Source organism: Arthrobacter sp. KUASC02, from assembly GCF_059739395.1.
This window is the reverse complement of record NZ_AP046053.1, coordinates 465,349-478,818: the sequence shown is the minus strand read 5'-3', so window position 1 is coordinate 478,818 and position 13,470 is coordinate 465,349. Positions and strand designations below refer to the sequence as shown.

Sequence of the window (13,470 nt, the reverse complement as noted above, 5' to 3'; positions counted from 1 at the left end):
ACCACCCGCCGTCGAACCTCAACCGCCGATGTAGCGGTCCCGTCCCGCCCGGAAGCCGAACACCGCGGCGAGCGCCCCGACGACGAGGAACAGCACGCCGGCGGCCGCGAAGGAGCCGGTGGCCTGGTGCAGCTGCCCCACCATCAGCGTGCCCGTGGAGCCGAGGCCGTAGCCCACTCCCTGCATCATGCCGGACAGGTGGGCCGCCGTGTGACCGTCCCGGGTCCGCAGCATGATCATGGTCAGGGCCACGGCGGTCAGGCTGCCCTGGCCGAGTCCCAGCAGGCCGGTCCACACCCAGATGAAGTCCAGCGGCCCGAAGATGCTCAGCGCGAACCCGCCGCCGGTCATGAGCGCCACCACCGTGTTGATGGCCCGCTGGTCGCCGAACCTTGCGGCCAGCGCCGGCGCGAAGAGTGAACCGAGCATCTGCAGGACGATGGAGGCGGAGACGATCAACCCGGCCGTGCCGCCGTCCACTCCGCGTTCCCGCAGGATGGGGGCCAGCCAGGCGAACACGCTGAAGGACATCATGGCCTGCAGCACCATAAAAATGGTGACCTGCCAGGCCACCGCCGAGCGCCACACGTTCACGCCGTCGGCCACGGCCTGGTGCCGCGGGTGCCGCTGCCGGACGGCCAGCGGAAGGAACAGCACAAGGACGACGGCGGCAGGCAGCGCCCAGAACCACAGCGCCGCCGTCCACTCCCCCGACGCGGCGAATACCGGGTACGTGAACCCGGCGCCCAGGGCGGCCGAGGCGCAGATGGCAGTGGTGTAGAGGCCGCCCATGAGTCCCAGCCGCTGCGGGAAGTCGCGCTTCACAAGCCCGGGCAGCAGCACGTTGCACAGGGCGATCGCCGCCCCGCAGGCAGCTGTCCCGGCAAGGAGGGCGGGCAGGTGGCCGGCGCCCGGCAGCTCGAACGGACGCAGCAGCAGCCCGGCAGTGAGCACAGCCATGGCTCCCAGCAGTACCCGCTCGGCACCGAAACGCCGGGCGAGGACGGGCGCCAGCGGGGCGAATACCCCCAGCAGGGTCACCGGCACGGTGGTAAGGACCACCACCGACCAGCCAGGCAGGCCGGCGTCGGACCGTATTTCCGGGAGTACCGCGGCGAAACTGGAGAACACCGTCCGCAGGTTCAGCCCGATCAGCACCAGGCATACTCCGAGGTACACCAGCCCGCGGCGGCTGCTGACGCGGGTGGGCTCGGCTGCGGGAAGCTCATCAATCTCGGCGTCCACCAGCGTGCCGGAGGTGTCGCTCCTGGAGCGGCCCGGGGCTTTGGCCTGCGCGGGATCGCCCGCGGAATTGCGCGATGGTTTGCTCGATGGTTTGCGCGATGGTTTGCTCGATGGCTTGCTCGCGGCAGCGTTCTTGGCTCGGTTCGTGGCTTCGGTCACGCGCCCCATTCTCGCAGGAGTTATCCACATAGGGGCGAATCCCCGCGGCGGCATGCAGCCGCCGCTGCTAGGGCGTGCTGACGATCAAGTACCGCTCGTCGGTGATCTCCTTGCCCCACAATGCCGGGTCCCCCAGCATGGTCACGGCGGCGTTCCTCCGGTGACGGCGGACCAGCTCCAGGCAGCGTTCGGCGGATATTCCGGCACCGGTCCCCCACAGCCCTTCCACGAGGATCATGGTGCCCGCACCGCGGAGCAGCCCGGCCCAGCGGGCCAGTGCCGCGTCCGGATCCGGCAGCGCCCACAGCACATGGCGGGCAAGCACCGCATCGAAGGAGCCCGGCGCCAGGGCCGGCGCAGACGCGTCGCCCACCACGAACTCTGCGGGCACTCCCGCGCCCGCAGCCTTCGCCCGGGCGAGGTCCACCATGTTCCCTGACAGGTCCACGCCCCGCACGCGGTGCCCGGCACCGGCCAGCAGCAGCGAAAGACTGCCGGTCCCGCAACCAAGGTCCGCCACCTCACTGCCGGGTTCCGGAATCAGCGGCAAAAGCAGCGCCTCCCATGCTCCGCGGACGGCGGGGTCGGCCAGACCATGGTCCGCCTCGTCGTCGAACGTCTCCGCCTGGTTGTCCCAATAGCTGCGCACGGCATCAGTCATGCGGGACAGTCTGGCATGTCCGGCGCGGGCTCGAAAGGCAAGGCGGCACCCCAGTGCCAAGGGAGTTTTTGCCCGCCTGTCGAGGCTTGGAGCGCTCCCGCCCCGCGTTTGCCGGGCCAAAACTCAACTATTCTGGAAGGGATGAGTGAATCCCCAGAAACCCCTGAGCCTTCCGCTGCCCAGTCGCCGGACACAGCCGCTGAATCAGCCCCAGGGCAGCCGCAGGCCCCCCGCCCGGTAACGCCCGGCACGCAGGCTTCGTTCGGCACCTACGGCGGCCGGCCCGTCAGCTTTGTGCGCCGCGGAACCCGTTTGCAGGGCCGCCGGCAGGTGGCCTGGGAGGAGCACTCGGACCGCTGGGCGGTCGACGTCCCGCGGCACATCGCCAACACCTCCGTGCACCCGGACTACGTGTTCGACGCCGAGGCGGAGTTCGGCCGCAAGGCGCCCCTGATCGTGGAGATCGGCTCGGGCCTTGGCGACGCTGTCTGCCACGCCGCCGAAGAGAACCCGGACTGGGATTTCCTGGCCGTGGAGGTGTACACCCCCGGGCTCGCCAACACCATGATCAAGATCAACAGCCGCGGGCTCAAGAACGTCCGCGTGGTGGAAGCCAACGCGCCGGAGGTCCTGGCCACAATGCTGCCGGCAGGATCGGTCAGCGAGGTCTGGGTCTTCTTCCCGGACCCCTGGCACAAGTCGCGCCATCACAAGCGCCGCCTGATCCAGCCCGAGTTCGCCGAGCTCGTTGCCACCGCCCTCCAGCCGGGCGGCCTGTTCCGGGTGGCCACGGACTGGTCCAACTACGCCGTCCATGTCCGCGACGTGATGACCGGCTCCGACCGTTTCGTCAATCTGCACGACGGCGAACGCAGGGGTCCCGAAAGCCCCCTTACCCAGGTGTGGCAGTCCGGGGTCGAGTCCCTGGTGGGCGGCGCTCCGGTCAAGGAGGGGCGCGCCCCGGTAAGCACCGAACACACCGGCCCCAACGAGGGCGTGGACGAGACCGGCGGCTGGGCACCCCGGTTCGAGGGCCGGATCCGGACGAGCTTCGAAAACAAGGCCCATGAAGCCGGCCGCCTCATCTTCGATCTGTGCTACCGGCGGTTATGATGCACCATGGCCTCCGTCCAGCCCTCCGCGGCTCAACCTGCCCCGCCGCTCCGGTCCGCTGATTCACGCGGGCTGGCGGCCGGCATCACCAGCCTGGTCTGCGCCGTGCTGGCACCGGTCGCGGCAATGGTCGGCCTGTCAACGTTCATCATGGCGGCGGCCGAGCCACTCATGGCAAACGTCCCGCTGCCGGACACCAGCGGCTACTGGATCCTGCTGATGGTCCTGGTGGGCCTGATGGCGGGGCTGGTCCTGACCTCGGTGATTACCGGAATCGTAGCCATCAAAAGGTCGCGCCGGATGAACGCCGCCAGGATCACCGGCTTGCTTGGCCTCGCTTTTACGGCCTTCAACCTGGCGGGCGGCATGTGGACCTGGACCGGCCTGGCCGGGCCCTGGCCCCTCCTCGGCTAGGCCCGGGCTTCGGGCGAGGCGGCTTGGCGTTCAACGCGGCACCCGCGCCCGGCGCGGTACCGGTGCCCGGCGCGGCGTCAGCTGACCCTGATGGCGCCGACCACGTCTTTGAGCAGGCCGATCCGCGGCTCGAGCTGCGGGTCCACATACGGCCAGATCACCACAACGCCGATGAACCTGCCTTTTTCCCAGACGCCCACCGTGGCGGCCGCTTTCGCGTCTCCCCGGGCGTCGTCATAACCGACGACGACGGCGTAGGCGGCTTTGCCGGGAAGGTTCAGTTCGCCCTCGGTCAGCAGGCTGCCGCCGCGCTCGTCAAGATAGTGGGCCGACATCAGGTGGGCCCAGCCGTTGGCCTCGGCCGGACCTTCAACGGAGGTGTCGTCCTTGATAACGGTGACCAGGACGTCCCCCAGCAGCCCGTACTGCTCCGTGTTGGGGCCGGCAGTGGAATCGTCCAGGACCAGGGTGTGCTCGGGGAAGTCCGCCGTGAAACCGAGCGGGGATTCGATGTGAACTGTCATGGCTGGTGGTTGCTCCTTCAGCGAAAAGTCAGTGTGTGTGTGCAGGGCTGTGTGTGCAGGGCACGCGGCGGCATTACAGCCGGGACAGCCGGGTGTCGTTGGGGACCTTCTGGTAGGTGCTGACGTTCGTGCTGACCTGGTTTTCCGTGCTGACCTTGACCTCGCCGGCCTTGACGTCGAACCCTGCCTCGTTGGACGCCGTGACCACGCTGTTCACCTGGATGGTGGCGGATCCCGCCTCGTAGAGCCTGGCCGCATCCCGGGCGGCTGCCGCGTCGTTCCCGAGTGCCACGTTCTTCATGTAGCTGTCGATCACGGCGCTGTTTTCCGGTGTGTAGTCGATGTCGATCTTGACGGTGCCCTGCGTGCCGGCTGTCACGCTGGATTCGACGTTCCCCGCCTTTACATCCATGCCCTCCTTGACGCCCTGCGCCACGGTACCTTCCAGGGACAGGGACACCGAACTGAGGTTGTTGTCCCTGTCCATGTTCAGCTCCAGGCCGCCCTTGCCGGAGGCTTCAAACGTCCGCCCGTCCAGGTCCAGGTTGCCCTCGGCGGACACTTCCACGCTGCCCTTGGACGTCCCGTCGCTGAGGTTCTTTTCATAGGCCAGTTCCAGCTTCGCGGAGCCGGCGGCATCGGCGGATTCAGCCCCGGCCTCAAAGCTCAGCGACCCCTTGGCCTTGTCCTCGTGCCCGTTGGAACCGTTGTCCGAGGCGGCCTCGTTCAAGGTGTCCAGGATGTAGTCCGGCGGGTTGCCGGCCACGTCCTTAATGTCGCCCACGCTGTCCGGCGGGAGATCCGCATACATCTGGTTCCGGGCCGCCAAGGCCTCTTCGATGCTGTCGAAGGTGTACTCGCGGGCCACTTCGCCGGTGAGTGTGGCACCGGCCGACCCGGAGGCGTCGTTCACGCCAAGGCCCATGTTGCCGTAGACCTTCACGGTGGCAGAGCCGTCCGCGTTTTCCACCACCTCCGTGCCCACCTCTGCGCCGCCGTGGACCCACAGCACGCGCGCCTCAATGGAGGCCTTCCCTGTCTCCGTGTAGACCGGGATGTCTTCCTTGGCCAGCTCCAGCAGGTGCTCCCGGGCCAGGTCCTGGGCCGACTCCGGAATCCCGCCGTCCATGGCCATGAGCTCTTCGGCCAACGGACCGTCCGGGCCCTCGCCCTCGATCAGGTACTTCTTGTCCGCGGCCGAGAGCCCGTCCCACCACCTGGCCTGTTCCTCCGGGGTGGCCCCTGTCATCGTGCCCAGCTGGCCCTGGAGCTCCGCCCGATGTTCGGCGGCCGCACGCGCAGCCTCGAGCTTTTCCTGCACCCAGTTTTTCATCTGCTCGAACAGGCCGGACGGCCCGCCCGGCCCGGCACTGGTGCTGCCGGAGCCGGCCGCCGAGGACCGTTCCTGCTCGGCGGCGTTCTGGAGCAGGATCTTCGAGTTCTGCCGGAGGCTTGCCACCACCCGCTCGATGCTGGGGCGGTGGCTTCCGGTCCACTCCTGCCGGAAACGCTCGCCGTCGCTGCCTTTCCAGGGTGCCGCGAGGATCTGGCTCTGCAGCGAGGATGCCCGGCTGCTGAGCAATGAAGCGGCCTTATCTGCTGCCTTGGCCAAGGCGCGAAGCTGACTGACGTCAGCACCGTAAAAGGTCATGGTGTCCCCCCAGAAGAGTGATGCAGCTGCGACGGTGGCGGCTGGTCCATATCGTGCCATGTCGCACTGTGCGGTGCCATGGGCATCACTCCCCATGCCTCCCGCCCGCAGCAGTCCGTGCCGGGGCAGGGATCTGTTCGGAAGCCGGTTCCCGTGGCACGATGGGGCTCTAACACGCACGGCGGGACATCCCCGCGGCGACAAGAACTGCACGAGGATCCGGACATCAAAAAAGAACTGAGAGAGGCCGCTGACACGGCCGAGGAAGTCACCAATTCGCGGCCGCTGGAGCTTATGGCCCGTGCCGGATTCGCTGTCAGCGGCATCCTGCACTTCCTGGTGGGCTCCATTGCGATCCGCCTGGCCATGGGCGGGCAGGGCAAGGCGGACGTCAGCGGCGCCGTGCAGGAACTGGCCAGCCAGCCGGCCGGCCCCATCCTGCTGTGGAGCAGCTTCGCCGCCTGCGTGGCCCTGGCCATCTGGCAGACCAGCGACGCGATTTTCGACTACAGCCACCTGCCGAAGCGGGACAAGGTTCTGCGGAAGCTCAAAGCAGCAGGCCAGGCCGTGGTGTTTGCCGCGTTCGCCGTCACGCTTGCCTCGTTCGCGATCGGCACCGGGAAGGACAACAGCCAGTCCACGAGCGACTTCACCATCGCACTGATGAAGGCCCCCGGCGGCGTTGCACTGCTGATCGCCATTGGCGCCGGGGTTGCCATCACGGGAGTTGTGTACGGTATCCGCGGCATCCGTAAGTCGTTCGAAAAGCACCTCCGGATGCCTCCGCCCGGCACCATGCGCACCGCCGTCACCGTCCTCGGCGTGGTGGGCTACATCGCAAAGGGTTTCGCGCTGCTGCTGGTGGGACTACTGATCGTCATCGCCACCGTCCAGTCGCATCCGGAGGAATCCACCGGGCTCGACGGCGGGCTGAAGGCCCTGCGGGACCAGCCGTTCGGACTGTACCTGCTGGCCGCCGTCGGAATCGGCCTGATCTGCTACGGCGTCTTCCAGGTGGTGCGGGCCAAACTGGCCAAGATGTAGCCGCCTGCGTTCGCCCGGCTAGGGTGGACGCATGCCCCAGGTACGCGCCGAACGCTTCATCCGCCTCGATCCGGAGACCGCGTTTGCGTTCTCCCAGACCACCGGCGACTTCCGGCTGAAGTGGGATCCCTTCATTTCGGCGCAGGCGTGGCTGGACGGCGCCCGGGCCGCGGGCAAGGGCGTCCGCACCCGCACAGTCTCGAAGATGGGACTGGTGATGGTGAGCGAATACGTCTCCTACGCACCTCCCCGGAACGTGGGAATGACCATGGTGTCCGGCCCGTGGTTCTTCGGCAACTTTGGCGGCGGGTGGCGTTTCACCGCGGCCGACGGCGGCACCCGGGCGGTGTGGAAGTACACCTTTTCGTGCCGGCCGGCGTGGCTGCGGCCCGTGGCGGAGAGGATCGGCAGCTGGCTGCTGGGCCGCGAAATCGAAAAACGCATCGAAGCCTTCGCGCGGGCGTGCGAGGATCCGCAGCTCGTGCAGGAGTTCCGCGCGCTGCAGCCCTAAGGCCGCCCGCCCTCGAGGGCCGCCCGGACGCGCTCTCCGATGCCCCGCAGCCGGCCCAGGGGTTCGGTGGCATAAACCAGCCGCACGTACCGCGGCGCCACATCCTGGCCCCACGCCGTCATGGGAGTGGCCGCTATCCGGCCCGTGGCCAGGAGCCGCCGGGACAGTTCCGGCGCCCGCATGCCCAGCGCCTCCGCGTCCAGCAGCAGCGACCAGCCGCCTTCAGGCACCACAACCGGCAGCCCGGCCAGCTCCTCGAGCACCAGGTCCCGGCGCGACTGCCATTCGCGCACCGCACCGGCGATCCCGTCATCGCTGTTGGTCAGTGCCGCGAGGACGCCGGCCTGGTTGAAGCCGCTGGCCACGGCGGTGTTGTAGATCGCGGCGAGTGCCACGTCTCCCATCACCTCCAGGGGGCCGGCCACCCAGCCCACGCGCCAGCCGATCATGCGGTAGTTCTTGGAGACGCCGCCCAGCGTGATGGTGTGCGGGGCCAGTTCCGGGAATGAGGCCGGATGCCGGTAAGGCAGGCCGTCGAACAGGATCCTGTCCATGGCTGCGTCATAGATCAGCCAGCAGTCCGCGTGCAGGCAGGCGTCCCGCACGGCGCCCCATTCGGCGTCGTTGAGCACGTGCCCGGTGGGCATCGCCGGGCTCATCAGCAGGATGGCGCGGGTTCGGGCGGACACCGCAGCTGCCAGCCGTGCCGGGTCGAGGCGCCAGCGCCCGCCGGAAACCATCAGCGGGACGAACACCGGCACCGCCCCTGCCAGCCGGACCCTGTTGACCATGCCCGCATAGGTGGGATCCGTGACGATCACTTCGTCGCCGTGGTCCACCGTTGCCAGGAGCACGCTCAGCATCCCCGCGAGCGCGCCGCCGGTAATCACCACCTCGGAGCGCGGATCGTAGGCGAGCCCGGTCTGCTGCCGGAGCCGGTGGGCCACGGCCTGGCGGAGGGCCAGCGTGCCGGTGAAGGGGAGCCAGCTGTTGGCGGCTTTGTTTCCCACTGCTTCCCGGGTGGCCATGACGGCCGACGGCGGCGGCGCGATGTCCGTGTCCAGGTTCTCCATGCGGAGCACGTCAGGATCACCACCGACGGCGGCTGCCACCTTATCGATGCCGAAGGGCTGAATCCGGGCAAACCGCCCGGTCCTGCCGCGGACCATGTGCCCAGCCTCCCACCGGGCGCAGGGTGCGTCAATGGGCCCCGGACGAGCCGTCCACCATGGAAATGACGGCCACGGTCTGCTGCCCCTCGGTGCGCAGTTCCACGCTGCTGATCCGGCTGATCTGGGTGGGTGTGGCCCCGGTGATCCTGGAGCGGCCCCCGGGCGTCGCGGACCAGCTGCAGGCCCGGTCCTCGGTGCCGTCCTGGCCCTTGACCCACAGGGACAGGGTGCCCTGGGTGGGCAGGCTGGTGCCGGAAAACGACACCTCGGTCCCCCAGGCCTTCTTCATGAGGGCAAGCTGGACCTGGAGTCCGCCGGGGGCCTCCACGGAGTAGCTGGCGTCCGGCCGGGGCGGCTGGTTGAACAGCGGCGCGGCCAGCACTCCCAGTGCCAGGCACGCGGCGGCCACCGCGCCGACGAACGCCGCCCACCGCCGTCGTGATTTCCTCCGACGGGCCGCCAGTTCGTCCAGCAAGGCAGCGGGCTCCGCCGCGGAAGCCACTGCCCCCAACGCAGTGGCCTCCGGTGTTGCCGGCGCCGCGGAGGCGGGCCCGGTCAGGGCGACGGCGTCGGCAACGGGAAGGGCGTCCAACAGTGCCGGCAGGCTGGCGAGTTCGTCGAGCTCGCGGCGGCAGTCCGCGCACCCGGCCAGGTGCTGCTCGAACCGCGACACGTCGGCCGGCTCCAGGCCGCCCAGCAGGTAGGCCCCCAGCAGGTGGTGCATTTCCGCACTGCTCACCGCTGCACCCCCATTTCGTCAAGGATGGTCCGCAGCGCCCGCACCGCGTAGAAGGCGCGGGACTTCACCGTCCCGGCCGGGATGTTCAGCTCCGCGGCTGTTTCCGCGACAGTGCAGCGGCGGTAGTGCAGTGCCACCAGGACGTCCCGGTGTTCGGTGCTCAGCCGCAGCAGGGCTTCCTCCATCAGCACGCGGTTGAGCAGCTCATCAACCCGTTCGGTGGCTTCCGCCGGGTCCGCCACGTCCCGCTCCGTCGCTTCGATGGGACGGCGCTGGGCCTTGCGGTAGTTGTCGATCATGATGTTCCGGGCGGTCCGGAAAAGGTAGCTCCGCAGGCTCCCGGTGATCTCCGGAGCCTGCTGCCAGACACGGAGCACGGTCTCCTGGACCACGTCGTCGGCGAGCTGCGGATCCCGGGAGGCGCTCAGCACGAAGCGCCGCAGCGCCGGGCCGTGCTCCCGGTAGATCGCCGCTACCACGTCCTCATCGAGCGGCATCCCCGCCCCTCCTGCCGTGCTGATGGTCCCCTGCATTGTGTGTGTGCTGCCTCGTGCTGCTTCGTGTGCTGCCGCCGGGCAGGACGCCCGCCGTTCCCCCGTTACGACGCCGCCCGGACCCAAACGGTTCACCGGCCCCAATGGCACCGTCCCAAAGGGTTTGCAGCCGCCGGCGGTTCACCGGGCAGCCGTTTGAACCATTCTGCGTCGTTGGACGTCGTACCGGATAGCGCCTGGCCGCTTGGCCGGCACGAATCCAAGGAGCAGGACATGAAAAAGCAATGGGGCATCGGCCTGTCCGTGGTTGCGCTGGCCGCGGCTCTCACCGGCTGTGGCGGCGGCACCGGAACAACGCCCACCACTGCAGCGCCCACCACTGCGGCGGGGACGACGTCGGCCTCTGTCCCCGCTGAAAGCTCCGCCCCTGCGGGAACCTCGTCGTCTCCGGTCCCGGCGGGCGCGGCTGAACTGAAGACGGCGTCATCGGCCGCTGGCCAGATCGTGGTGGACGCGAAAGGCATGAGCGTCTACTTCTTCACCAAGGATGTGAAGGACTCCGGCACCAGCGCGTGCACGGGCGCGTGCATTGCCGCGTGGCCACCGGTCCTCACGGAATCGGCCGCACCCGCTGTTGAGGGCGTGACGGGCACCGTCGGAACCATCTCCACACCGGAGGGGAAGAAGCAGGTGACCATTAACGGCCTGCCGGTGTACTACTACGTCAAGGACAAAGCCGCCGGTGACATCACCGGCCAGGGCGTCGGCAACGTCTGGTATCTCGTGGACCCGGCGGGCGGGATGGTGCAGGCGGCCGCCGGAGGGTACTAACCGCCGCTGTGGCCGGGAATCGGCAGGTCCACCGGGGGCGTGGGCACCAGCCCGGACGGGTCGGGACTCACCGGGGACGTCGGCAGCGGCTTCCCCGAAGGCAGCTGGCCTGACCCCGGGAGTGAGCCCAGGTCCCGGGGATCGGGCTTGGGCAGGTTGAGTTCCGGCGCGTGCGTCTGGCTTGGCGACGGGGAGGCCGGCTCGGCCGGCGTCCCCTTACCGGGCTGTACGCCGGGCACGGAACTGCCTTCGGCAGGAGAAGGGGCCGGCGAGGCGGGTGTGGACGCGGGCGAACCCGGCACCGTTCCGGCGGGATCCGTGGCAGGCTGGCCGCCCGTTTTTCCCCCGCTTCCAGAGGTCATGGTTCCCACCACCAGCGTCACCGCGTGGCCGACGTTTCCCAGGGCGTGGCGGAAGTTCTCATCGGAAGCTGCAGCGGCGGCACCGCCGGCAGCCAGGGCCGCGGCAACCGTGAGGGCCGTGAGCGGCAGGCGGTGTTTGCGCCGCCGCCGGGCAGCGAGTTCGTCGATGACCGGTTCGTCAACCGCGGGATCCGGGGTTGCGGTTTCGTGGACAGCCGGCGCCAGGGCGGGCGTGGCGACGGGGACAGTAGCCGGTACGGCGGCCGGCGCCATGAGTGCGGCCACTGCGGCGGACGGCCGGGGGCTCTCCGCCGCCAGGGCACGAAGTTCCAGCAGTACCGGGCGGAGGTCTGCGGCATCGTCCATGCCGGCGTCGGCCAGCAGGTCGTCAATGATCTGCTGGTTCCGGGATGAGGAGGTGTCACTCATGATCTGCCTGGCTTCCTGTTGAGGCGCGTTCCCTGAGGGCGCTGAGCGCCCTGCGATGCAACTGTTTGACTGCTCCCGGGGTCCTGCCCATGATCTCGGCGGCTTGTTCCACGGACAGGTCCGCGACCACCCGGAGGGCGAGGACTTCCTGGTGGTCCGGGCTGAGCCCTTCAAGCAGGGCTCCTGCCCCGCCGCCATTCGCCTTTGCCAGCGCCAGTTCTTCGGCCGACGCCGTGCTGCGCGCGTCAAGCTCGGATTCGTAGGGGCTGAGCGTCGGGGTGCGCTCATTGCGGCGGTAGTGGTCCACCATCCGTGCGTGGGCGATGGAGAAGATGAGTGACTTGGCGCCCTGGAGCCCGCCGCGCAGGCCGTCAAGCTTCGGATAGAAGGCAAGGAACACGTCCTGGGTGACCGCTTCCGGGTCATCCACGCCGCGCGCCCTCAGGTACCCCAGGACGGCGCCGGAGAACTTTCGGTAGACAAGGGTGAACAGCACGGCGGGGTCGGCCCCGTCCGTGTGCACGTATTCATCTGCCAAAGTGTCGAGCACCCTGAGGCTCCTCCATCCTGCGGGGCACGGTCACATATTTTCCGGGTTCGGAAGGCTGCGGACCGGCCCGTGTTGCACCGCGGGACTCCTGCCAACGGAAGGAGTCCCGCGATCCACCATAGGTAACTGCGTTACGGACGGCCAGCCGAGGTGGGCAGTTCCGGGAGCTGGGTGGGGACTTCGGCGGGGATCTCCGGGGCGGCCGGAACAGCTGCCTGGGTGGGCAGTTCCGGTGCTTCCGGCACCTTCGGAGCTTCAACGTCCACAGCAGCGCCGCCGTTGCCGGAAACTTCGGCCTTGTTGCTGTCAGCCTTGGCCGTTGCGTTGGCCGCGGCCGTGACTCCAGCGCAGTAGCCGTCGATGTTGGCTTCGCCTTCAGCGGCGATGGCCAGCGACTTGAAGCCGGTGGAGGAGGCGTCCAGGCCGCCCTTGGCGAAGGCGGTGCACAGGCCGAATGCGGCCGGGCCGGTGGCGTCAGGGCCGACGGCGCTTGCGGATGCTTCGCCGCTGGCGTTCTCGCCCTCAACGGAGCCGGCGGCATCGGCGGAAGCGGACGGCGTAGCCGAAGCGGAAGCTGCAGCGTCGGCGCTGGCGTCGGACGTGGCAGTCTCGGAAACGCCGCCTACGTGCGGAGCGGGGGCGCCGAGCAGTTCGTGGGCGCTCTGCTGGACGTCAGCAGGAAGGGCTCCGGCAAATGCGGCTGCGCCGGTGCCACCGACCGCCAGCGTGCCGGCCGCCAATGCGCTCGCGGCAATCTTGCTAGAGGCAAAAACAGTGAACAAGGACATGAAACCCTCCGAAAACATATACAACAGTGTCAGTAACGGCCAGGTTGATCCGGCCACTCAAGCGGTGCGGACTCGGTCCGTACTCCCCTTACATCGCCCCGGGCTCCGGAAAAGTTACGCGGTCCCGAAAATTCTTTTGAAACCGCCCGCCCGCCGGCCGAATCGGGTCCGGCATTAGGATCAGGACATGGGCGAGCCGACCGATCTGAAGAATGCTGCGAAGACCTGGCAGACCATGGTGGACAGCAACCGTGCGCTGCTCCTGCGCAAGTCCGGCCGCGATGCCGGCTGGTGGGCTGCCCGGGGCCATGAGGCCGGGCTGCGGAATGATGCGGAACTCCGCGACTGGATGCGGGACAAGCACGGCATCACCGGTTACGCGCAGTATGCCGTGTCCTGGGAGATGTTCGGCTACCCCGAATTCATGCTGCGCGACGCCGACGAACTGATCGACGCCCAGTACGCCGGCCACCCCGGGCTGCGGCCGATCGCGGACGCTCTCCTGGCCTGGGCAGCTGAAACGGAGGGCGTGGAAATCCAGCTGAGGAAGGGCTTCGTGTCACTCCACTCGCCGCGGCGGAAGTTCGCCCAGGTCACACGGGCCAACAACACGAGCGTGGACATCACGCTCCGGCTGGACGCTCCGGCGGAGGGCCGGCTCAGCGCCGTCAAAGTGCGCGATGGTGATTCCTTCGGCCGCAAGGTGAGGCTGGCGTCCGTTGAGGACGTGGACGACGCCGTCCTGGGCTTCCTCGCGGAAGCGCTCCACCAGAACAGCTGAGC

The 13,470-nt window shown here is 68.7% G+C and carries 16 protein-coding genes; 6 read left to right on the top strand and 10 right to left on the bottom strand.

The window, feature by feature from the left end:
• Window positions 1–18 precede the first annotated feature (18 nt).
• Window positions 19–1,413, bottom strand: coding sequence for an MFS transporter (locus AC6JAC_RS02190; RefSeq protein WP_497963291.1), 1,395 nt, complete (start codon window positions 1,411–1,413; stop codon window positions 19–21).
• Window positions 1,414–1,471: 58 nt separating this feature from the next.
• Window positions 1,472–2,065 (bottom strand): class I SAM-dependent methyltransferase, encoded by a 594-nt coding sequence (locus AC6JAC_RS02185; protein WP_497963290.1) that lies wholly within the window; start codon window positions 2,063–2,065, stop codon window positions 1,472–1,474.
• A 141-nt stretch (window positions 2,066–2,206) separates the two neighbouring features.
• Between AC6JAC_RS02185 and trmB the strand changes: the two genes are divergently transcribed.
• On the top strand, window positions 2,207–3,178 hold the full coding sequence (gene trmB, locus AC6JAC_RS02180; RefSeq protein ID WP_028270865.1) for a tRNA (guanosine(46)-N7)-methyltransferase TrmB: 972 nt from the start codon (window positions 2,207–2,209) through the stop codon (window positions 3,176–3,178).
• A 6-nt stretch (window positions 3,179–3,184) separates the two neighbouring features.
• On the top strand, window positions 3,185–3,592 hold the full coding sequence (locus AC6JAC_RS02175) for a hypothetical protein (RefSeq protein WP_051628855.1): 408 nt from the start codon (window positions 3,185–3,187) through the stop codon (window positions 3,590–3,592).
• 77 nt (window positions 3,593–3,669) lie between these two features.
• On the opposite strand, the gene AC6JAC_RS02170 is transcribed toward AC6JAC_RS02175, so the two are convergent.
• Together AC6JAC_RS02170 and AC6JAC_RS02165 are read right to left on the bottom strand one after the other, a co-directional pair.
• On the bottom strand, window positions 3,670–4,116 hold the full coding sequence (locus AC6JAC_RS02170; RefSeq protein WP_497963289.1) for a hypothetical protein: 447 nt from the start codon (window positions 4,114–4,116) through the stop codon (window positions 3,670–3,672).
• A gap of 73 nt (window positions 4,117–4,189) precedes the next feature.
• Window positions 4,190–5,827, bottom strand: a complete 1,638-nt coding sequence (locus AC6JAC_RS02165) for a hypothetical protein (protein ID WP_497963288.1) — start codon at window positions 5,825–5,827, stop codon at window positions 4,190–4,192.
• A gap of 234 nt (window positions 5,828–6,061) precedes the next feature.
• Between AC6JAC_RS02165 and AC6JAC_RS02160 the strand changes: the two genes are divergently transcribed.
• Both AC6JAC_RS02160 and AC6JAC_RS02155 read left to right on the top strand, forming a co-directional pair.
• Window positions 6,062–6,811, top strand: coding sequence for a DUF1206 domain-containing protein (locus AC6JAC_RS02160; RefSeq protein WP_497963287.1), 750 nt, complete (start codon window positions 6,062–6,064; stop codon window positions 6,809–6,811).
• Window positions 6,812–6,842: 31 nt separating this feature from the next.
• Window positions 6,843–7,322, top strand: a complete 480-nt coding sequence (locus tag AC6JAC_RS02155) for an SRPBCC family protein (RefSeq protein ID WP_497963286.1) — start codon at window positions 6,843–6,845, stop codon at window positions 7,320–7,322.
• On the opposite strand, the gene AC6JAC_RS02150 is transcribed toward AC6JAC_RS02155, so the two are convergent.
• The 3 genes from AC6JAC_RS02150 to AC6JAC_RS02140 are packed head-to-tail and all read right to left on the bottom strand — an operon-like array spanning window position 7,319 to window position 9,730.
• Complete coding sequence (locus AC6JAC_RS02150; RefSeq protein WP_454699664.1) at window positions 7,319–8,491, bottom strand: pyridoxal phosphate-dependent aminotransferase; 1,173 nt, start codon at window positions 8,489–8,491, stop codon at window positions 7,319–7,321. The genes AC6JAC_RS02155 and AC6JAC_RS02150 overlap by 4 nt on opposite strands.
• A gap of 31 nt (window positions 8,492–8,522) precedes the next feature.
• Window positions 8,523–9,233, bottom strand: coding sequence for an anti-sigma factor family protein (locus AC6JAC_RS02145; protein ID WP_028270871.1), 711 nt, complete (start codon window positions 9,231–9,233; stop codon window positions 8,523–8,525).
• Window positions 9,230–9,730 carry a sigma-70 family RNA polymerase sigma factor gene (locus AC6JAC_RS02140; protein ID WP_028270872.1) on the bottom strand — a complete coding sequence of 167 codons (501 nt, stop codon included), beginning with the start codon at window positions 9,728–9,730 and terminating at the stop codon, window positions 9,230–9,232. The genes AC6JAC_RS02145 and AC6JAC_RS02140 overlap by 4 nt, the downstream gene beginning before the upstream one ends.
• A 270-nt stretch (window positions 9,731–10,000) precedes the next feature.
• Here AC6JAC_RS02140 and AC6JAC_RS02135 point away from each other — a divergent pair, with 270 nt between their 5' ends.
• A complete protein-coding gene (locus tag AC6JAC_RS02135) occupies window positions 10,001–10,558 on the top strand; it encodes a COG4315 family predicted lipoprotein (RefSeq protein WP_454699665.1) in 558 nt (185 codons plus the stop codon).
• On the opposite strand, the gene AC6JAC_RS02130 is transcribed toward AC6JAC_RS02135, so the two are convergent.
• The 3 genes from AC6JAC_RS02130 to AC6JAC_RS02120 all read right to left on the bottom strand — a co-directional run bounded on the left by AC6JAC_RS02130 (window position 10,555) and on the right by AC6JAC_RS02120 (window position 12,687).
• Window positions 10,555–11,349: a hypothetical protein gene (locus AC6JAC_RS02130; RefSeq protein WP_497963285.1), complete on the bottom strand. Its 795-nt coding sequence runs from the start codon at window positions 11,347–11,349 to the stop codon at window positions 10,555–10,557. The genes AC6JAC_RS02135 and AC6JAC_RS02130 overlap by 4 nt on opposite strands.
• Window positions 11,342–11,899, bottom strand: coding sequence for an RNA polymerase sigma factor (locus AC6JAC_RS02125; protein ID WP_028270875.1), 558 nt, complete (start codon window positions 11,897–11,899; stop codon window positions 11,342–11,344). Before AC6JAC_RS02125 ends, AC6JAC_RS02130 begins: the two co-directional genes overlap by 8 nt.
• Before the next feature lie 131 nt (window positions 11,900–12,030).
• Window positions 12,031–12,687, bottom strand: a complete 657-nt coding sequence (locus AC6JAC_RS02120) for a protein tyrosine phosphatase (protein ID WP_497963284.1) — start codon at window positions 12,685–12,687, stop codon at window positions 12,031–12,033.
• A gap of 187 nt (window positions 12,688–12,874) precedes the next feature.
• On the opposite strand from AC6JAC_RS02120, the gene AC6JAC_RS02115 reads away from it, so the two are divergent.
• Window positions 12,875–13,468, top strand: coding sequence for a DUF5655 domain-containing protein (locus AC6JAC_RS02115; RefSeq protein WP_497963283.1), 594 nt, complete (start codon window positions 12,875–12,877; stop codon window positions 13,466–13,468).
• Window positions 13,469–13,470: the final 2 nt, after the last annotated feature.